Origin of the sequence: Gelidibacter sp. (assembly GCF_035515035.1) — a bacterium.
Lineage (GTDB): Bacteria > Bacteroidota > Bacteroidia > Flavobacteriales > Flavobacteriaceae > Gelidibacter.
This window is the reverse complement of sequence record NZ_DATJCA010000178.1, coordinates 1-21,847: the sequence shown is the minus strand read 5'-3', so window position 1 is coordinate 21,847 and position 21,847 is coordinate 1. Positions and strand designations below refer to the sequence as shown.

Here is a 21,847-nt window from a genome sequence, read left to right as displayed (position 1 = left end):
TTGGCTATTAACTAATTTAGATTCTAAAAACACTAAACAAGCCCGATGATAACTCATCGGGCTTTTTCTTTTTAATTAGTCATGTTTGATTTCCTATTGATTAGTTCTTTCAGGTAAGATTACTTATAAGATTTATATTATTTTTCTCTAAATTAGTGTCGTGTAATAAAGAAACTAAATAAAACTCATCCTATGAAACGTTCTCGCATTCCTTTTTTCTTCTTCTTTTTATTCGCAGTTCAGATTTTCTATGGGCAGGAACAACAGGATATTTTTGAAAAACTTGATGAAATTGCCATTGTCGAGCAAAAAGTCATGATGCCCATGCGCGACGGAATTCGTCTAGCTACTGATATTTACCGTCCTAAAACCACAGATAAGGTGCCTATCATCTTTTCGCGGACACCTTATAATTTTAATACTTGGGTTGATGGTGTGCAACAGACTCGAACAGCCCAGCAGGCTTATGATGCAGTTAAGCGAGGTTATGCCTTTGTAGTACAAAATGAACGTGGCCGTTATTTTTCTGAAGGCGAATGGGATATTCTAGGCGTGCCACTTACTGATGGCTATGATGCTTTCGAATGGATGTCCAATCAGCCTTGGTCTAACGGTAAAATTGGTACGATTGGTTGTTCTTCCACTGCTGAATGGCAAATGGCGGTATCCGCGCTTGATCACCCTTCACATGCAGCAATGGTGCCACAAGGTTTCGGTGCAGGAATTGGAACCGTAGGTGATATTAAAGAGCAGGGCAATTGGTACCGAGGAGGTGCAGAGCAACTCTTGTTCTTCGCTTGGCTGTATGGGGTAGAGCATGATAAATTTAAACCCAGAATTCCGGAAGGTGCCAGCCAGGAAGATTTGATCAGAATTTCAAGGTTCTATGATCTGTCCCCAAAAAACCCACCCATAGATATGGCTAAAGCCCTATCTCATTTACCTATAAAAGATATCGTTAAGAACATACATGGCAAACAGGAAATTTTTGATAAAATGGTCGTAAGGAAACCTAATGATCCAGCATGGTTCGAGGGTGGACTTTATCATGATACCATGGAAATAGGTGCGCCTAGTTTTTGGTTTGCTTCTTGGTACGATGTGTCGATCACGCCCAATTTGGCTTTGTTCAACCATGTTCGCAACAACTCAAAAGATCCTGAAATACGGGATAATCAATACTTGGTGATTGCGCCTACTTTGCATTGTGCTTTTACCCGTGCCACTGAGAACACAATCGTGGGTCAGCGTAGCGTAGGGGATGCCCGTTTAAATTATGAAGAACAGATTTATGCTTGGTTTGATCTTTGGTTAAAAGGAGCGTCCAATGATTTTAAGGAAAAAACCCCTAGAGTACAATATTATACCATGGGGAGCAATGAGTGGAAATCGGCAGGGCAATGGCCTCCGGCAGACACTAAAATGACCACTTATTACTTAAATAGTAACGGTAAAGCCAACACCCTTAATGGAAATGGCACATTAACTAAAAAGAAAGCTACCAAAGACAATCCAGACTCTTTTGTTTATGATCCAATGAACCCTGTGAGTTCTTTAGGTGGCAATGTATGCTGCACGGGTAATGCCGTGGAAGGCGGTGCATTCGATCAACAAAAGATGGAAGAGCGCCAAGACATCCTTGTTTATACCACAGATGTGCTTACGGAAGGGGTAGAAGTAACCGGATTTATTGAATCCACGCTCTATGTTTCTTCGGATGCAAAGGATACGGATTTCACCATAAAGCTGATCGATGTCTATCCTGACGGTACTGCGTATAACCTTGATGAGACCATACAGAGAGTGCGGTACAGAGAAGGTTACGATAAAGAAGTGTTCATGGAAAAAGGGAAAGTCTATAAGGTCGATTTAACGCCCATGTCTACGAGTAACTACTTCAAAAAAGGACATCGTATTAGAATCGAGGTTTCCAGCAGTAATTTTCCACGTTTTGCACGAAATCTAAACACGGGAGGAAATAATTACGACGAAAGCGAAGGCGTAGTAGCAGAGAACATGGTGCATCATTCAAAGCAATATCCTTCCCAGATACGATTGTCTATTCGATAGTTTGCCCGAACAATGAAAATATAATTTGGAAATTAGCTTAGAAGACCCTTAAATTGCTCAAGATAATAGCGATGAAATTTGACAACCCTGCAATAAATGCATGATACCGGAATTCTACTTATTAACATTTAGAAAAACACAGGATAAAACTGGGTTATCTATCATCTGAATAAAAATAAAATGTTTTTTCAGCCAGATGAAATATCTCATCGCCATCAATGTATTAGGCACGGGCATGAGGTCCGCAAAATCGCGGTTGGAATAATCTTATGGAATAAAATTTTCAAACTTCTATCCATAACTTTATAAAGTTTCGTCAATTATCGATTTAAATCCTTTAGAATTTCGGCTATGGCTTTATCTAATTGTGGTTGATTTCCTATGAGTCTGTCTTTAAAATCCTCTTTTACATAAATGTCCGGACTTACTCCAGTATGCTCTAAGTTGTCTCCATCCAAAGTATAACATCCCCAAGATGGCAAACGATAAGATGAGCCATCAACTAGACCAGCGCCTGAGGTAAAAATAATCCAACGGTACGTCTCCGTGCCAATGATTTTTCCAAGGCCTAATTCTTTAAAACCTGCCGCTGTCACTTCAGCATCACTTAAGGATTGTTCATTAACCAGTAAAATTATGGGTTTTGCTGCAGGTGCGAAATTGGGCTGTTGTGCCAATTTTCCGTTTCTATATTTCCATTTCGCATAGGGTTTTTGAGATAAGAATTGTAAAACGGCATCATGCACGTTTCCTCCTGTATTATTTCTTAAATCCAATATTAACGCATCCTTTCTATAGGCTTCAGAAACCATCTCCTTCATGAAATTGTCGAGCTCACCGCCGCTCATATTCTTCATGTGGACATAGGCGATTTTATCATTGCTTTTTTCATCTACATACTTCTGATTGTCTTCAACCCATTCGTCATAAAGCAAATCTTTAAATTCTCTTGTAGCAATTGGATGTAGGTTTACAATAATGTTTTTGCCATTTCTTTTAAATGTTAATTGCATTTCTTTCTCCAAGGACGGTCCGGAAAAATAGAATTCCCTATTTATATTGATGTCCGTTAAATTTCCATTGACTTTGATTAAGATATCGCCTGGTTTAATATCTTTTCCTGTGATATCCGAAGGACTTTTACTAACAATATGTGCCACTTTATAAGGGTTGTCTTCAGAGAAAATTACACCTGATTCTGAGGTAGTACTCCCGTAATAAGTCTCATCTTCTTTCCCAGAGGTATTAAAACCAAAATGAGAGGTGTTTAACTCGCCAAGCATATCGTTGAATAACATACTCAATTGTGAACGTTTTGTAAGGTGTGGTAGAAAACGGGCATAGTTATCTCTAAGCTGTTGCCAATTTTCTCCATGGAAATTTTCATCGTAATAATTGGTCTCAAAACCTGCCCAGGCTTCATAAAACATCTGATGAAACTCAGTCGCCAGATTTTTTCGAAAAGTCGTTTCGGTTTCAACTTTTTCAAGCTTGTTGCTTTTTATATCCATGGTATGGATAGTGCCATTCAACAAAGCATAAAATCCTTCTTTAGAGGCTTCCAATTGACCATACCTAATAACTTGATCATCTACTTTTTCAGTTTTATTTTCTTCAAAAGGTTTTATAATAGTTCTCCAAAGATTGTATTTTCCTTGATCATGATTTGAAAAATAATAAACATAGGTAGTTTCATCCTTTGTAATTACATAGGTATCGTATTGTGACCCGAATGCCGGACTGATGAGTTCGATACGATCCATCAACCCTCTTTTATTGATGGTGATTGAAATGGGTTCTTTAATACTATCTTTTTCTTTTTTGTCTTTGTCTTTCTTTTCAGATTTATCCTTATCCTTTTTTTCGTCTTCTTTAAAAAGTTCTTTAAACTTATTGGATTTAAATGGTGCATCATAGGTGTCTAAAGCCATTCTATAAATATGTGTATCACCACTACCTCTTGGGAATGAAGGTTGGGTTAAATTAGATTGGAAATAGATGTATTTTCCATCTGGAGACCAGGTTGGATTGCTTTCTGTAACCCCCGTATGGGTTAAGTTGATAATTTCTTTGGTTGCAATTTCATAAGTAAACATGTCAAGTTCAAAATCGCGAAAAGCACAGTATAAAATATACGAATCGTCTGGTGAAAATTGAGGGACTGGTGGACGAAGTGCCCAAAATTCATCAGTAACAATAGTCGTGCTTTTTAAGGTTTTTAGATTTAATAGTCTCAACTCATCACGACCACTTATATAAGCCGCATGTTCCATTTTGTGGTCAATAACAATACTGGCATTATTTTTTGCCTCACTGGTAAGTCTTTTTTCTTCACCTAATCCATCTGCAGCAATTGTAAAGAGGTTGGTATAACCGGAAGCGGTCTGAATGTATAACAATGTGCGATTATCCTTTAGCCATTTCACCTCCTTAACGCGCTCATCTGGATTGGTGTTTAATTTTTTAATGAATTTGCCTTTAATGTCCGACACAAACAGTTCGCCGCGAGAAATAAATGCCATTTTTTTAATATCAGGTGATATGGACATGCTACTGATTTTCCCCTTGGTATTAAAATCTTGTTCCTTTTTGAGTGTATTATTTGTGTTGATTAAAACATTAACTTTTTGAGTTTTATTAGAAGCTACATCGTATAAGAAAATCTGATAATCTTTAGTAAACACCACCTTGTTTCCATTAGCACTAACCTGCGGCCAACCGATTGACGTTTCGAATTTTGTCAAGGCCGTTTTAGTACTTCCGTCTTTAAAGGTATAGAGGTTATATTCTCCATTGATTTCATCGGAGACAAAATAAATAACTCCGTTTTTATCTATGGTAGCCCACATATCTTTCCCATTATAATCGGTGTATTCTTTGTAGGCCTTGCTTTTTATATTGTAGGATTTAATATCAGGATTATAAGCACCTTTATAGCGTTTACGATTTGCGAAATTTTTGCTTTCCCAACTTTCATTAAAGAAAATTTCGGATGTTTTTGGATGAGAAACCACATTATGGATATTGTTGAAATAATTTTCGAACAACCGCATTGGTGTGCCTCCAGAAACCGGAACCTTATACCCACTATAACGATTGTACCGCGACGAGGTAAAATAAATTTCTTTAGAATCCCACGACCAACTATCTACATCATCTGTGGCATCATGAAACGTGAGTTGTTTGATCTCACCACCGTCTATTGGCATGACATAAATATCTTTATTGCCATATTGTGTGGCGCTAAAGGCCAACCATTTACCATCTGGTGAAATTCGCGGGAGCGTTTCTTCTCCTTCCATAGCCGTCAACCTAAAAGCATCTCCACCACTTGAAGGTACTTTCCATAAATCGCCATCATAACTAAAAACTATGGTTTGTCCGTCTGGCGATATGGTTGGATCGATTTGAAAATAGGCCTCTTGTGCGTAAAGTGGTCCGAGACATAAAAACGAAATTAAAAATGGTAGGAGGTAGTGCGGTTTCATAGGTTTTAGAGAATTATATACGGGGGAAGTTAACTATAATATTAATTCTCTAAAAATGTTTATACTATAATTTTAGCGTAAGGAGGGCATTGAAAAATTGCAAGGGGTCGCAAAGTTTTAAAAAGTAAAAATCATTAAATTTGAGAATTATACGCTGTGCTTTAAGAGTCTTTAACTCACGCTGAATCCCTAATTGAGAATCATCCCCAGGAATTGCATTGGTTGTAGACCAAGGTTTTCATTGCGAACATTAAGAAAGTTTTAAACCAACACCTTATTGTGATTCCAGTGAAGGATTATAACTTTTCTGCATCAATTTCCGTCTCTTGATCGCCATATTCTCTCCTATAAATTCTCACTAAAGCCATAAAGAGGCTGATCAATAAAGGACCAAAAATTAAGCCGATGAAACCAAAAATAGGAACCCCAACAATAACGCCAATTAGAGTGATAAGAGGGTGGACGTCGTCCAGTTTTTTGAGGACATAAAGACGTATGATATTGTCTGTAGTACCAACCACAACAAAACCATAGATTAAAATGCCCCAGGCCTGAAACACGTCTCCAGAGGAAAGACTAATTAAAAACACAGGTAAAATACCTACCAAAGTGCCTACAAAAGGAATCATGGACCCGATGGTGACGATCACGAACCAGAAAAAAGGTTCGCTTACGCCGAAAATCAAGAATCCAATGAGCGCGATAATACCTTGTGCTAACGCAACTAATGGAATTCCGATGGCGTTGGAACGCACCATGGCCTGGACTTCTGTGCCAACTTCTTTTAAATTATCTTTGTCCAAAGGAATATATTCCGTTAACGATTCGCGCAAGGCCCTTCTGTTGGTCAGCATATAATACAACATGAAATACATAAGTCCAATGGCAATAAAGGCATTAAAAGTACCACCTACCACATTCTGTAAATTAGTAGAGACCCATCCGGTTATGGCACCTGTATCAATTTTTGATGCAATATCAAATCCCAAATAGTGCTCAACACTACTCAACTGCTCTTTAAAAGCCTTAACTACCTGTTCACTGTTATTGGCTGCCCTACCTATTTTATTGCTCAACATCCAAATAATTCCTGCAAGAGGAAGTAGGATGCCAACAAAAGACAAAAACATGATGAGGGATGCGGCCAATGAAGCGTTCCATTTTCTGGTTTTGACCAAATAAACCATCCATTTTTTAAAAAGTATATAAATTGTTACTGCGCCAAGAACTCCAGTAAGGTAGGGTAACATTTCTTTAAAAATCAAACTTCCCATGAATAATATGAGAAGTATCACAAAGATTTGACGGATTAATTTGGCGGGTATTCGTTTCATTGTGAGTTGATTATGTGGTGTACTTTAATTGAGATATTCTTAATATAAATATACAGTAAGTTTCTGCTATTCCGTCGGAAAAACAAATCCCAGATAGTAGAATTTTTAACTCAATTCAATTTCAACTTGATTATTAAGGATGTCATCAAAAGTTTCACGTTTTCTGATCAAGTGTGCTTTTTTATTGTGCCATAATACTTCGGCAGGCCTGTAGCGGGAGTTATAATTGCTGGCCATGCTAAAACAGTAGGCACCCGCATTTTTAAAGCAAAGGATGTCACCTTCGCTAATTTCGTTAATACGTATGTTATTGGCAAAAGTGTCCGTTTCACAAATATAACCTACGACCGAATAGAATCGCTCGCGCCCGTTCGGATTTGAAATATTTATAATGTCATGTTGAGATCCGTAGAACATGGGTCTTATTAAATGATTAAAACCAGAATCCACTTGCGCAAACACGGTAGAGGTGGTCTGTTTGACAACGTTCACTTTGGTCAAAAACACACCCGCTTCACTCACCAAGAATTTTCCAGGCTCGAATGTCAAGGTTAATTCCCTTCCATATTTTTTACAGAAACTGTTGAAACGGTCGGTTAGTTTTTGACCCAATTCTTCAATATTGGTTTCTATATCACCTTCTTTATAAGGCACTTTAAATCCAGAACCAAAATCAATAAATTCTAAATTCTTGAAATTCAGTGCAGTGTCAAATAGAATTTCACTGGCATAAAGGAAGACATCAATATCCAAAATATCACTTCCTGTGTGCATGTGGATGCCATTGATGTTCATTTTTGTGTTTTCTACAATGCGCAACAAATGCGGAATTTGATGAATGGAAATCCCAAATTTACTATCAATATGTCCAACGGAAATATTGGTGTTGCCACCCGCCATTACATGCGGATTAATTCTAATGCAAACAGGTGTTTTTGGATATCGTGTTCCAAATTGTTCCAAGATGGACAGGTTGTCAATATTGATCTGTACCCCAAGTTTTGCAGCCATTTCAATTTCTTCAAGAGAAACGCCATTTGGGGTGAAGATGATTTGATCAGGAGAAAATCCAGCTTTCAATCCTAATTTAACTTCCTGAATGGATACCGTATCCAAACCTGAGCCTAATGTTTTTATGAATCTAAGTACAGAAATATTTGATAATGCCTTGACCGCATATTTTATTTTTAACTTTTTAACCTTATTAAATGCAGATGTTAAGCGTTTATATTGCGCCGCTATTTTTTCTGTATCATAGACATAAACTGGACTATCAAAGTCTTTTGCAATCTGTAGTAAGATTTTTTGTTCCATTTTCATATTTAATTTTAATAGCGGTAAAGCTAAATCCTTTTTTTTATTCAAACTAACTAAAAACTCAAAAGTGACGCAACTTTTTATAGAATGCATTCAACTCTAATAAACAATACTCAAATTTATTGGTTAAAACATTTATGTTGATTACTTTTGTGACCATTAATTTCTCAGATATTCTATGGGAATTAAAGGCAATTTTAAAATATTCCTCTCGATCGCTTTCGAATTGAGGAACTGACAAAATAAACATTTAAAGATGAATTTACACGAGTATCAAGGAAAAGATATTTTAAGCAGTTTTGGTGTACGTATCCAACGTGGTATTGTCGCAAAAAACGCCAATGAAGCTGTTGCTGCAGCAAAACAATTGACCGCCGAAACCGGAACTAGCTGGTATGTGATCAAAGCACAAATTCATGCAGGTGGACGTGGTAAAGGTGGTGGTGTTAAATTGGCCAAAAACCTAAAGGAAGTTGAAGAAATTTCTGGGAAAATCATTGGCATGCAACTGATAACACCTCAAACTTCCGCAGAAGGAAAAAAGGTACATCAAGTTTTGATCGCTGAAGACGTGTACTATCCAGGCGCAAGTGAAACTAAAGAATTTTATGTTTCAGTTTTGTTGAATAGAGCTACCGGACGCAACATGATCATGTATTCTACTGAAGGAGGTATGGACATTGAAACCGTTGCTGAAGAAACACCTCATTTGATTTTTACTGAAGAAATTGATCCTGCTGTAGGGATTTTACCATTTCAAGCAAGACGTGTGGCTTTTAATCTTGGTTTGGAAGGCAATGCCTTTAAGGAGATGACCAAGTTCATTACCAATCTTTATACTGCATACGATAAATCTGATTCGTCTTTATTTGAAATCAACCCGGTGTTGAAAACAAGTGACGATAAAATTATTGCGGTAGATGCAAAGGTGACAATTGACGACAACGCGCTTTACAGACATAAGGATTATTTGGATCTACGTGATTTACGTGAAGAAAATGCCATTGAAGTAGAAGCAGGTGCCTTGGGTCTAAACTATGTAGACTTAGATGGTAACGTTGGCTGTATGGTTAATGGTGCAGGTCTGGCCATGGCGACTATGGACTTGATTAAGCAAGCAGGTGGAGAGCCAGCAAACTTCTTGGATGTTGGTGGTACTGCAGATGCTGCTCGTGTTGAGGCGGCATTCAGAATTATCCTTAAAGATCCAGGTGTAAAAGCAATCTTAATCAATATTTTTGGAGGAATTGTACGTTGTGACAGAGTTGCACAAGGTGTGATCGATGCTTACAAAAATATGGGAAATATCAATGTGCCAATTATTGTACGTTTACAAGGAACCAATGCGGATATAGCAAAGAAATTACTTGATGATTCAGGATTGGACGTTTTGAGTGCAACTGAATTCCAGGAAGCTGCTGATAAAGTACAAGCGGTTTTAGCTAACTAAAGAAATCCTTTTATATCATTTCAGAGACCTGACAGTTTTTTTAAAAACTTGTCAGGTCTTTTTAATGAAACCCAAAACTCAAAAGCGAAGAAGCGCATTGCGTTTTGATGTTTGAACTAATCCCGTTTTTTGATGGATCTAGATCTATACCCAAAATCTAGAGCGCTTTATTCGTGGACAAGAAAGTCCATTGGATAACAGATTCTAAAATATAACCTCCGGTAGCAGATCCTTTGAGCTTCCTAAGGAATATGAAAAAATACTTCTTTTTGAACTCCTTGTGGGCTAGATTTGAATTATTTTTATCTTAATCTTCTTTTTTAGCCTTTCCCTTTTCACCTTTTTCAGGCATAGGTCCACGCAAGTGGATGACTAGTCCATTTAGAAAATTTCGTAAAATCTGATCGCCACACTCCATATATTTAGGATGATCCTCATTTCTGAAAAATGCACCCAATTCACTTTTTGAGATTCTAAAATCTACCAACTCAAGAATTTTCACGATTTCGTCATCTCTTAATTTTAGTGCTACCCGTAGTTTTTTGAGTATATCGTTATTTGTCATAATTTTTATTTATAAATTTTTTATTATAATCCTGAATGAACATATAATACTGAACACCGAACCATCTTTATCTTAATTTTCAATCAACCATTGATAGGCTTCTGGGAAATTTTGCTGCCACAAAACTTCGTTATGTTGCCCACCTTCTAGTATCACATTTTTAATTTGCGCCTTAGGAACTCCTTTTTTTAGCAAGAGTTCTACCATTTTCTCTTGATCAAATACCATCTCTTCACTTTCATTTGTTCCTGCCATAAAATAAAACCGAGAATTGGGAGAAATATCAGTTTGAGACACAAAGTCAAAAATACGATTACTGAACCAGAATGATGCCGAAAATATTCCGGCATTTCCAAAAATATCGGGATATTTTATAATCGCATAAAAAGAGAGTAGTCCTCCTAATGAAGAACCGAAAATAGTGGTGTGCTCCGCATCTTTTAACGTGCGATAGGTGAGGTCAATGTGTGGTTTAAGCGTGTTGATGATAAAATTGAGATAGGCTTCAGCTTTTCCACCTCCATAGGTTTCGTTTGGAAAGGGGGTTAATTCATTTAGGCGATTTTCATTACCATGTTCTATTCCTATAATAATGGATTTGTTATCTGAAATGGAATCAAGATACTCATCCACATGCCATTCGCCAACATAAGAGGTTTTAGCATCAAAGAGATTTTGTCCATCGTGCATATAAATTACAGGATACTTTTTATCTGAATGGGAATAGTCTGTTGGAAGATAGATCCAAATATTTTTTTTGACTGACAATTGGGGGGAGACTATATTAAATGTCGCCACTTGCGCAGATGCAGTACTTTGGGCATGTCCAAGACGACTAAATGCGAGAATGGATATAGAAAGAATATGGAGGAATTTCATTGAAACGTGTATTGAACTTGAGATGACAAATTTAATAAGAAATGACGCTTGCAGTTCATCGAAACTTAAATTTGATTTACATAAAACCGATGAAATGCACAACTTATATAATTTGTTGATAATCAATTAATTAATGTTCTAAAATGTATGAAAGTAGGAATTGTACGTTGAATTACAGTTTATTTTTCGATAAGCTACTAATAATCAACGATTATCAAAATTCGATTTTCTTTAACTTTATAAAAGAAAAATAAGATTCCTCTATTATGATAAATCGTGTAGAAAAACTAAGTCTACTTTCAGAAATGATTGCTTTTGCTCAAACTGATGCTTCCATAAAGACCATAGAATATAAATTTCTCTTAGGTGTGGCCAAACAATTGGAGATATCTAAAGAAGACTTTAATTATTTATTTGAATTTCCGGTGACTTATGTGCATTTAAAATCGCATAGCGAACGTATTGTCCAATTTCATAGGTTGGTATTGTTGATGAATCTTGGACAGATCATTACAAACAAAGAACTTGTGAAATTGCATAATTTCGGATTGCGAATGGGGCTGAGCCACGAATCCATTAATCGTGTTTTGGATTTAATGGAAAGTTTCCCCAATAAGATCGTACCACCAGATTTTTTGATTGATATTTTTAAGGTACAATATAATTAGTGTTCAGTATTCAGTTAGCAGTTTTGAGGAAACAGTTATAGTCGGTTATCAATCGGCGTAAGGATGTTTTATTTAATCTTTTCGAGATATTTTCCGGATGTCCGAAGAGTTTTTTTAATTTTAAAACTGAATACTCGATTAAGCCTTTAACTTCTCCAATTTCCCTTGATATACTTTAATTTCATCTCTTAATTGTGCGGCAATAATAAAATCGAGAGCCTTAGCAGCTTGTTCCATTAGTTTGCGTGTTTCTCGAATCTTTTTTTCCAATTGATCTTTTGTTAAGTACTCACTTTCTGGTTCAGCAGCCCGTATCGCCTCCAATTCATAGCTATATGTGCTAACAGAATTTCTCGCCAATACATTATCCAAGCTTTTGTTAAGTGCGGTTGGCGTAATCCCATGTTTCTTATTATAGGCGATTTGCTTTTCCCTTCTATAGTCAGTATCGTCAATGGTTTTTTGCATGCTATTGGTAATTCGGTCGGCATACATAATTGCTTTTCCATTTAAATGTCTCGCCGCTCTGCCCACTGTTTGTGTTAAGGAACGATTGGACCTTAAAAACCCTTCTTTGTCGGCATCTAAAATGGCAACCAAAGATACTTCCGGTAAATCCAACCCTTCACGTAATAAGTTAACTCCCACTAAAACATCAAACAAACCTTTACGCAAATCTTGCATAATTTCTACCCGTTCCAAGGTATCCACATCACTATGGATGTAACGCACTCTAATCTGGATTCTGTCCAAATATTTCGTCAGTTCCTCGGCCATGCGTTTGGTTAAAGTCGTTACTAAGATTCGTTCGTCTTTTTCCACACGCTGATGTATTTCGTCAATTAAATCGTCAATTTGGTTTAAACTTGGACGCACTTCAATAATTGGATCCAATAAACCTGTCGGACGGATCAATTGCTCTACAAAGACCCCATCACTTTTTTGTAATTCATAATCGGCCGGGGTTGCACTAACATAGATAACTTGGTTTTGCATGGCTTCAAACTCTTCAAACTTTAAAGGTCTGTTGTCCATTGCCGCAGGTAGTCTAAAACCATATTCCACCAAATTTTCTTTTCGGCTTCTATCGCCACCATACATGGCATGAACTTGAGATATCGTCACGTGACTTTCATCAATGACCATCAAATAATCATCTGGAAAATAGTCCAATAAACAGAATGGGCGTGTGCCAGGCAAACGGCCGTCCAAATAGCGTGAATAATTTTCAATTCCAGAGCAGTAGCCCAACTCTCGAATCATTTCAAGGTCAAATTCAGTACGTTCTTTTAAACGTTTAGCTTCTAAATGTTTGCCAATTTCTTTAAAATAATCATGTTGTTTGACCAAATCATCTTGAATCTCCTTAATGGCACCTTGAAGCACTTCAGGAGACGTCACGAACATATTTGCCGGATAGATGTTGATCTGGTCATACAATTCGATGACTTTATTATTTTGGATGTTGAAGGCTTCGATTTCTTCAATTTCATCACCGAAAAAATGAACGCGTACGCCATAATCGGCATATCCAGGGAAAATATCGACAGTGTCACCTTTAATTCGGAAATTTCCGTGATTGAAATCGGCTTCCGTTCTCGAATACAGACTCTGGACCAATTGATGGAGCAGTTTCGTTCTGGAGATAACTTGGTCTCTTTTTAGGGTGATGACATTTTTTTGAAATTCCACTGGATTTCCAATCCCGTATAAACAGGAAACAGATGCTACAACAATCACATCACGTCTTCCAGAAAGTAGGGAAGAGGTGGTGCTCAATCGCATTTTTTCGATTTCCTCATTAATGGAGAGATCTTTTTCTATATAAACCCCAGAAACAGGGATATAAGCTTCCGGTTGGTAATAATCATAGTAAGACACAAAATATTCCACTGCGTTTTCCGGAAAGAACTGTTTAAACTCCGAGTAAAGCTGTGCCGCCAAGGTTTTGTTGTGCGCCAAAACTAAGGTTGGGCGTTGCACTTCTTCAATGACGTTGGCCACCGTAAAAGTCTTTCCAGATCCCGTTACACCTAATAAGGTTTGATATTTTTCATGGTTTTCAATCCCTTTGGAAAGTTGTTTTATAGCTTGAGGCTGATCTCCAGTAGGCTTGAATTCCGATTTGATTTTGAATTTCATTTTACAAATTTAACCAAAGTTTTTCGAACAATAAATGATATTTTAATTTAGATATCCCTGTCCTTTTGTGCTGATTTATAGTGTATTCGAGTTAATAAATACTGCATTAGGATTAGATTTAAATTTATTTTTAGATTATTTTTACTAAACCTTACTTGAGATGGTTCTTTTCAAGGAACTATTGAAAATTAAAGTCAAGATTACTTAATCCAAAATTATTAGAACTCATGAAAAATTTAAAACAATTTACCTTCGTTATTTGTATGCTTATTGGTTTCAGCGCTTTTTCACAAACCAATAAGGATAAGAAAATAATATCAGATGCCAAAGATGCAAAGGAGGCGCTGATTAAAGCAGATCCAACCCTTGCAAATTACTTTGATAATGCAGCTGGGTACGTTTTATTTCCAAATGTTGGAAAAGGCGGATTTATAATAGGTGGTGCTTCTGGAAATGGAGTGGTTTATGAAAATGGTGTTGCCGTTGGAATGGCAGATTTAAAAAAATTAGATATTGGTCTCCAAGCGGGAGGTCAGGCCATTATTGAAGTCATATTTTTTGAGACTCCAGTTGATTTAGCGCGATTTAAGGAAGGAAACTTTAAGTTTTCAGCAGAAGCTACCGCGGTTGCTGTTGAATCTGGAGTTGCTGCGAATGCTAAATATGATTCAGGCGTGGCTACTTTTGCATTGCCAAAAGCTGGGTTAATGGCCAGCGCTTCTGTAGGCGGTCAGAAATTTGGATATGAACCATTTTATTAGACTGGTGAGAGGCAGAACCGTTCCTTTAATTTAAAAATAATGAACGTCCATGATAATTTTGTCATGGACGTTTTTTTTTTGGCGCATTTTAAACAGATGGTTGTTATATCACCTTCAATGGCGAATATCCGAAGTAAACCAAAACCCTCGAGATAGAGGGTTTTTGAGGATAATAGGAACGGTTTAAGGCTGAATTAGAATTTTGCAAGCGCAAGTTTTTTGATCTAGCGCTTTAATGCAAAGTGGCCTTTAAGCTGAAATGAAACCTTATCTTTTTTAATATCTGCAACAAACCAATAATCTGAGGCAGGCATTTTATGTCCGTTGTGGGTGCCGTCCCAACCTTTAGAGAATGAGGTCAGAAAGGCCAATTGTTTTCCATAACGATCATAGATGTAAATGACGGTTCCTGGTAGGGTTTCTACTCCTGTGATATGCCAGGTATCAAAATACCCATCATCATTTGGGGTCATGAACTTTGGGGTATCAATCACTACTATTTCTTTGGTGACTTCAGAACAACCATTCAAATCAATAATTTTAATTAAATTGGGGCCTATGGGCACATTCTCGAAAATATTTGATTCTTGAGGATCTCTATCATTTAAAACGTACATATAATTTCCAATCCCACCTATGGTTACGGTAACATTATTCGGGTCAGAGAAATCTACGGTTTCTGTAAATTCGATGGTGGCTGACTCTGACTCTATGACATTAAAAACTTGAGTAGTCTCACAACCAAAGATGGTGGTGACGTTCACCCAATAGGTACCGACCTTAGTTATTTCTATTTCTGGTGTCGTTTCGTTGGTTGACCACAAATAAATGTCATCTTTTTTATTGGTATTGGCACTCACCAAAAGTGGTCCTCTATCTAAACAAATAACCTGATCCGGAATATCTACTAGCGGTAGTGGATGGACGTAAACTTGAAAACTTGTGGTATTGTAACATCCTGTTGCATTATTTTCGATTCTTACATAAATGGTTTGTAAATCGGTGGTAGCATAAAATTTGCTCAGTGCATTTGAACCGGTATGTGCAGCCTCATTAGTTTGGTAATATGAAATTCTAAAGTGTTCAGGATTTTGGCTACCAAGAACTTTTGCGTTCTGCTGTGAAAGATCGAAAGTGTATAATCCGTCAAAATCGTCATCACAGTGCTCTAAATCTGGAGCGGCATAGGCCATAGGTAAGGGGTCGATCTTCAACGTGAATTGATGCGTAGTGAAACAATGGGTTGTAGAATTCTCTATTCTGACATAAATTTTTTCTACCGCTGATTTATGACGAAAGTTTTTATTAAGTGCGTTGGCAGCATCCAATGCATCTTTTTTAGTTCTATGATATGAAATTGTCATATTTGAAGTATCCTCAACAAGAAGGTCATCGACTTCTGTCAAATCATACTTATGGGCTTCATTATCACAAATTGAAAGACTTGCGATGGGATTAAATAACGGTGGTTGATTCACAATTAAGTCTAGTGGAATGGATAAATAACAATTGGAAATACTATTGGTAAGTCGCACATAAACCGTTTGCGGATTTGAAATGTTTTTGTAGGATTCTGGTTTTAGAATTGGGTTGATTTCTGCTTCCAAATCTTCTGCAGTTTCATAATAGGCAACGACAAGATTGTTTTGACGCACCTCTAAAATATCAATTTCAGATTGCCTTAAATTGAAGGTTGTCTGTCCGTCATAATCCGTGTCACAGGCAATTAAAGGTTTGGATGGATTGGCATCAGGAGCTTTGATGACGCCTAAACTAAAGTCGGTTATTGACGCGCAGATACTACCATTTTCAACCCGTGCATAAATTTTCTGTGGGTTTTTAGTGTTTGCATAATTTGTTTTGATAGGATTGACTGCATTCTGGGCATTGGCGAAACTTGTGTAAAAGGTAATAGTCAAATTGTCTTTTATTCCTGTTGAAATTTCCCTGGCTTTCTCTGATAGATCAAAAATCTCAACGGAATCATTGGAGATGTCATCACACACAAACCAATCTGAAGCTGGATTAAACTCTGGGCTTGTGCCTACTTCAATGTTGAAAGATGAGGTTCCATAACAGCTAATGTCTGAAGTGTTTTCTACCCTCACAAAAATTCTTTGAGGATTGCTGACATTCTTGTAGACTTTCGCTTTGTTAATAGCATTCGTTCTATTTTCGGCATCAACTTGGTTTAAATAATACGAAGTGACCTTCCCGTTTTGTCCATTCAAAATTTCAGAATCCTTGTTTTTAAAAATGAATTCTCCAAATCCATCACTAGAGTTTTCGCAATAGATGTAATCACTAATCGCTGTGAAGACAGGTAACGTGTTGACGATGATATTGATAGGTTCTACAGAGTGACATCCCGTTGAATGATTTTCCACACGTGCAAATACGGTCTGTGTATTGGTTTTAAAACTGCTGATGTTGGTAATCGCTTCCGTTTTGTGTTCTGCATGCTCTAATGAATTATGGAAGGAAAAAGTCCTGTTGTTTTTGTCTGCCACCAAGTCATTAATGGTTGTACTTAAATTTATAATGGTAAAACCGTCTTGGTCATCATCACAAATAACAATGTCCTTTGGAGTATGGGTTTCAGGTGCAGGGAGCACGGTGATTTCAAAATTCTTGATGTCCGAACATCCAGTAGCTTTAGACGTTGTTCGGGTGTAAAGTCTTAATGGATTTACCGTATTTGTATAAAAATTTGGAAGCGCATTGCGATTTTTGTCGGCATCCTCTTGAGTTTCAAAATAACGTACATTATATCCGTCTTCTCCATTGGCAATGGCACTTGAAAACGAGCTCAGATCAATGGTGGTTAACCCATCTTGGTCCGTGTCGCAATAAGTGACTGCTCCAATAGATGGGAAATCTACGACGGGATTCATTAATAATTGTATTTCTGAAGTTTCAGTACATTGGCTGTTTCTTAAAGTGATATAAAGCGTTTTCGGAAAAGATGTTGGTAAGTAAGGAAAAGCAGGATTTAAGGCATTGGACTGATTGGTTTGATCTTCTATGGTTTCGTAAAATGTAATGGTCACATCGGGAAGATCATTTATGATGACTTCTGCCATATTGTTCAAGTCAAATGAGGGGATATCTCCTTCTTTAACATCACAAATAGAAAAGTCCTTTATGCGCGTGCCAGTCAATAGAAGATTGGCATGAACCTCAAATGAAGTTATAGACGCACACCCTGACTCATTATCGACTACTCTTATGAACAAGGTCTGAAAACTTTGTTTAATGTTGCGGTATGCTGAAGGATCAGGGATAGCGTTGGTTCCTGATAAGGCATCCTCATAAATTTCGTGAAAAGTTACTGAAACGCCGGTCAGTCCGTTCAAAATATCTGGAGTGATGTCGTTGAGGTTAAATTGTGAAAATCCGTCGTGTTCTGGATCGCAGGCATCTAAAAAGTGATCGCCATTATTTATTATCGGTTTATCTAAAACTATTAAATTGAGTGTTGTGGTACTTGCACATCCCGTTTCTACATTTGAAACCCTTACGTATAAGGTTTCGGTTCTTGACTGGTTGTTATATGGAGATGCAATTGCATTAATGTCCTGATCGGCGTCGGATTGCGTATGGTAATATCCAACAATTAAATGGGCTTGTCCGTTCGTTATTTCGTCATCTTTTTCATTGAGATAAATTGACGTTAAACCATTTTGGCTAATTTCTTCGCAAGCAATTAAATCTGTAGGTGTTAGGATTTGTGGGAGTTGATCAACAACCAAATTGAACGCCGTGTAGGCCAAACAGCCATTAATTTTATCTTCAATTCTTACAAAGATGGGTTGAGGGTTGAGGGTGTTGGTAATTGGCCTTGTAATTGAGTTGTTGTTTCCTTCAGCATCATCAGATGTATAATGATAGGAAATGGTGTATTCAGATTTAGGAACCGCTTTTAAAACTTCAGCATTTTTAATATCGAGATCAAAAACTGCAAAACCATCTTCAGACATATCATCACAGATGTTGAAATCAGAAATTTTTGAAGCTGTTTGGGTTGAACTTAGAACAAGGGCCACACTATCTTCAATTGTACAGGATCCATTTCCTAAAGGAATATCAATTTTAACCGTATAAACTCCCGATTGAAGTGCAGTTAATGTAGATTGCGTTTCACCGGGTAGAAGCACATCATTCAAAAACCATGAATACATCCCTTCTGGATTATCTATATTACCATCCAAGGTTAACCGATCTGCACACGTAGTGATGTCTTCTCCTAAATCAACAACTGCAGCGAAACTATTCCCTTCAATAAAAACTGCGGAATCATAATTGGAATCGGTTTGATCCGCTATAATCAATTTGATGTGATACACCACATTTGGGACCGTATTTGCAGTGGCGGTCATCACTTTTGTTCGACCATCATAATTAGTATCCCCAATGCCGTAACCATCAAAATAAGCTTCATTTGACGCTGGGCAAAAACCAACAATTTCGTTATGAATAGTATTCGTATTTACGGGAATATCAGTACCAGGAATAATTGCAATATTTTGATAGGGATCATTAGTTCCGGCGCGTTTGATCAAAAAGGCGAACCCATCAGAATAATCACAGGGAAAATTGCCATAATATTCTTCCGAAGCTAAAATGTAATTAAATTGAATCTGGTTGGACAAGGATGAAAAATCAAATTCTATTACGGTAGCATTTAGTGTATTAGAAATACCTAATGCAGTCTCAAGATCAGGATCTGAAAGCCAATTATTATTGCCTTCATTTAAGGTTTTGTCCTTCAGTTTATTGCCGGCTGAGTCTGCATTTCCAGTGGATAGCATGATTCCATTTTCAAACGGAAAATTGGAGTTGCCGCGTTCAAAATATCCAAAACTTGAAAAGCCGTTGATTGATCCGTTTATTGGTGAAGCGACATCTGAAATTTCTACGCAACCTTTAATTAAATGATTTTTAATAAGTTGTGGAGGAGCAATTTTGCTGTTTATCGTAATTTGTTGGCCGAATGCGTGGTTACACAAAATGCATGCAAAAGCAAGGAGGGAAATTTGGAACGATTTCATTCTTTATAGGTTAAGTTTTATGGCGAGAAGTCATTCGCGAAGAATGAATTCTTTAGTCATTTATTAGGGCGCCGAAAAGTAACCAATGTTTAGATGAAATGCAATATAATACGATGAAATACGCAGAACATTAACGTTCGCATACACTTTTAGATAGATTAGACGAAAACTTAAATAAAATAACTCTCGACTGACTTTCTGTGGATATTATTTGTTAAATTTTTTAGGAAGTAAATTAAGACCAAAAGTGAAATAAACTCAATCTGGATTAGCGTTTCAAACTAAAATGACCATTAAAAGTTCGACCGTCTTGTAATGTTACTGAAAACCAATAATCATTAGTTGGCATTGGTTGACCTAGAAAATTTCCGTCCCAACCGGAACTTAAAGGATGAATTTCCTTAAGTAATTTACCCATTCTATCAAAAATATAAATAGTACTCTTAGACTGAAACTGGGCATTTATCCCAGATACTTGCCAACGGTCATTAACACCATCATTGTTTGGCGTGAAATATTTTGGGAATCCAATGACAGAAATGTTTTCTTTAGCAATTCCACAACCATTGATGTCTCTTATAAAAATGGTATGGAAACCGGGAACCACATGCTCAAAAGTGGAACTATCCTGATATGGGCCCCTGATGTCATTAAGTGCATACTCATATTCTCCCTCTCCGGTAAGCAACACGGTGAGGGTGTTATTTTCTGCCCCATCAGTAATAGTTATATCTGTTACCGAGGCAATATCTGAAGCCAACACATTAATTGTTCGGTCTTTATAACAACCGTTGGAATTACTTACTCTCACGGTGTAGCTCCCTGGAGTGTCAACCCTAATTTCCGAAGTACTTTCACCTGTAGACCATGCATAAGAATAGTTACTTGGACTATCAACAATAACTCCTCCTGTAATGGTTATCTTGTCTGGGAATTTGTTCAGACAGTAAATCGCATCATCTTCCACTTCAATATTTGGCATCTCGAATACCGTCAGCAAAATTTCGCTAATCCCATAACAGGCATTGCTGTCCTCAACTCTGGCATAAATGGTTTGGGAATAAGGGATTGTATTTGTGAATACAGTTGGGAGTGGATTGACTTCCAAAAGTGCATCCTCATAGCTTAAATAGTAAAACAATTCCATTCCATTGGGTAAGTTATTTAGAACGATATCATCGGCATCCAAAAGATGAAAAGCATAAAATCCATCTTCATTCCCGTCGTTATCACAAAACGCTAATTGTGCATTGTTTGCGGAGGTGGTACTTACCATTAAATTCAACTGGCTTAGAGTAGAGCAGCCGGTCAAATCATTGGTTACCTTAACAGACAACACTTGTGGATTCGTGATGTTCTTATAGGTACTTCCGCTAATTTCATTGCGGTCATTTTCAGCATCGTTAGTGTTGAGATAATAGCTCAGATTTCTATTAGGACTACCACCAGTTATAACCTCTTTGGCTTGCTCTAGATTAAAAACAGTAAAACCGTCGGTTGCGCCATCTTGATCGCACTGAATGAGGGTGGCGGCAAATGCATCGGGTAGCGGATTGACCACAAGATCTAAGGATGTGATAGTCCTGCAGTTGGCGTTCAATGCATCTTCAAGCCTGACAAAAATTTGCTGCTGATTTGGAACGACATTATAATAAGGACTGGATAAAGCAGCAGTGCCCATTTCTGCGGACATTTTAGACGCATGATAACTGATATTTATGGACGACGGATCTTGACCATTTAAAATTTCGACATTTTTGGAATTTAGATTGAAAAAAGTCTGTCCATTATTACTGTTTCCATCAGCATTGGAGTCGCAGGCAGATAAGTGGCTAGGCGCTAGATAATTTGGCCCTAAATTTACATTTAGAGAAAAATCGGTAATTTCAAAACAGCCAGTAATGGTGTTTGTAATCCTCACAAAAATCTCTTGCGGATTGGAAATATTGGTGTAGGGACTGGAAAGCGGATTAATATTGATGTTGGCATCACTATCCGTAAGGTGATAACTTATGGAAACATCAGATTGTGTGCCCCTAATTATTGGCGTGTTGTCCTCTAAATTAAAGCTTGTAAAACCATCCTCAAAAGGCACTACAGTATCACACTTTATAAAATCCAG

The 21,847-nt window shown here is 37.2% G+C and carries 12 protein-coding genes; 4 read left to right on the top strand and 8 right to left on the bottom strand.

Annotated elements, in window-relative coordinates; translation table 11 throughout:
• Window positions 1-192: 192 nt before the first annotated feature.
• Complete coding sequence (locus tag VLZ86_RS15460; protein ID WP_325452965.1) at window positions 193-2,070, top strand: CocE/NonD family hydrolase; 1,878 nt, start codon at window positions 193-195, stop codon at window positions 2,068-2,070.
• 320 nt (window positions 2,071-2,390) lie between these two features.
• Here the strand turns inward: VLZ86_RS15460 and VLZ86_RS15455 are convergent, their stop codons facing one another.
• From VLZ86_RS15455 to lysA, 3 genes are all read right to left on the bottom strand, one after another.
• Entirely contained in the window at window positions 2,391-5,558 is a 3,168-nt protein-coding gene (locus VLZ86_RS15455) for a S41 family peptidase (protein WP_325452963.1), read from the bottom strand.
• 296 nt (window positions 5,559-5,854) lie between these two features.
• A complete protein-coding gene (locus VLZ86_RS15450) occupies window positions 5,855-6,892 on the bottom strand; it encodes an AI-2E family transporter (protein WP_325452961.1) in 1,038 nt (345 codons plus the stop codon).
• 105 nt (window positions 6,893-6,997) lie between these two features.
• The gene (lysA, locus tag VLZ86_RS15445) at window positions 6,998-8,206 is read right to left on the bottom strand and encodes a diaminopimelate decarboxylase (RefSeq protein ID WP_325452959.1); all 1,209 of its coding nucleotides are present in this window, start codon (window positions 8,204-8,206) and stop codon (window positions 6,998-7,000) included.
• Window positions 8,207-8,465: 259 nt separating this feature from the next.
• Between lysA and sucC the strand changes: the two genes are divergently transcribed.
• The gene (gene sucC / locus VLZ86_RS15440) at window positions 8,466-9,659 is read left to right on the top strand and encodes an ADP-forming succinate--CoA ligase subunit beta (RefSeq protein WP_325452957.1); all 1,194 of its coding nucleotides are present in this window, start codon (window positions 8,466-8,468) and stop codon (window positions 9,657-9,659) included.
• A 307-nt stretch (window positions 9,660-9,966) separates the two neighbouring features.
• On the opposite strand, the gene VLZ86_RS15435 is transcribed toward sucC, so the two are convergent.
• Window positions 9,967-10,224, bottom strand: coding sequence for a DUF1456 family protein (locus VLZ86_RS15435; protein WP_325452956.1), 258 nt, complete (start codon window positions 10,222-10,224; stop codon window positions 9,967-9,969).
• Window positions 10,225-10,296: 72 nt separating this feature from the next.
• Window positions 10,297-11,103 (bottom strand): alpha/beta hydrolase, encoded by an 807-nt coding sequence (locus tag VLZ86_RS15430; protein WP_325452954.1) that lies wholly within the window; start codon window positions 11,101-11,103, stop codon window positions 10,297-10,299.
• 266 nt (window positions 11,104-11,369) lie between these two features.
• Between VLZ86_RS15430 and VLZ86_RS15425 the strand changes: the two genes are divergently transcribed.
• On the top strand, window positions 11,370-11,771 hold the full coding sequence (locus tag VLZ86_RS15425; RefSeq protein ID WP_325452953.1) for a TerB family tellurite resistance protein: 402 nt from the start codon (window positions 11,370-11,372) through the stop codon (window positions 11,769-11,771).
• Window positions 11,772-11,909: 138 nt separating this feature from the next.
• On the opposite strand, the gene uvrB is transcribed toward VLZ86_RS15425, so the two are convergent.
• A complete protein-coding gene (gene uvrB / locus VLZ86_RS15420) occupies window positions 11,910-13,913 on the bottom strand; it encodes an excinuclease ABC subunit UvrB (RefSeq protein ID WP_325452951.1) in 2,004 nt (667 codons plus the stop codon).
• Between the two features lie 227 nt (window positions 13,914-14,140).
• Between uvrB and VLZ86_RS15415 the strand changes: the two genes are divergently transcribed.
• Complete coding sequence (locus VLZ86_RS15415; protein WP_325452949.1) at window positions 14,141-14,674, top strand: lipid-binding SYLF domain-containing protein; 534 nt, start codon at window positions 14,141-14,143, stop codon at window positions 14,672-14,674.
• A 224-nt stretch (window positions 14,675-14,898) separates the two neighbouring features.
• Here VLZ86_RS15415 and VLZ86_RS15410 read toward each other — a convergent pair whose 3' ends face one another.
• Both VLZ86_RS15410 and VLZ86_RS15405 read right to left on the bottom strand, forming a co-directional pair.
• A complete protein-coding gene (locus VLZ86_RS15410) occupies window positions 14,899-19,725 on the bottom strand; it encodes a choice-of-anchor L domain-containing protein (RefSeq protein ID WP_325452947.1) in 4,827 nt (1,608 codons plus the stop codon).
• A gap of 268 nt (window positions 19,726-19,993) precedes the next feature.
• On the bottom strand, window positions 19,994-21,847 hold a 1,854-nt coding region (locus VLZ86_RS15405; RefSeq protein ID WP_325452945.1), incomplete at its 5' end, for a T9SS type B sorting domain-containing protein.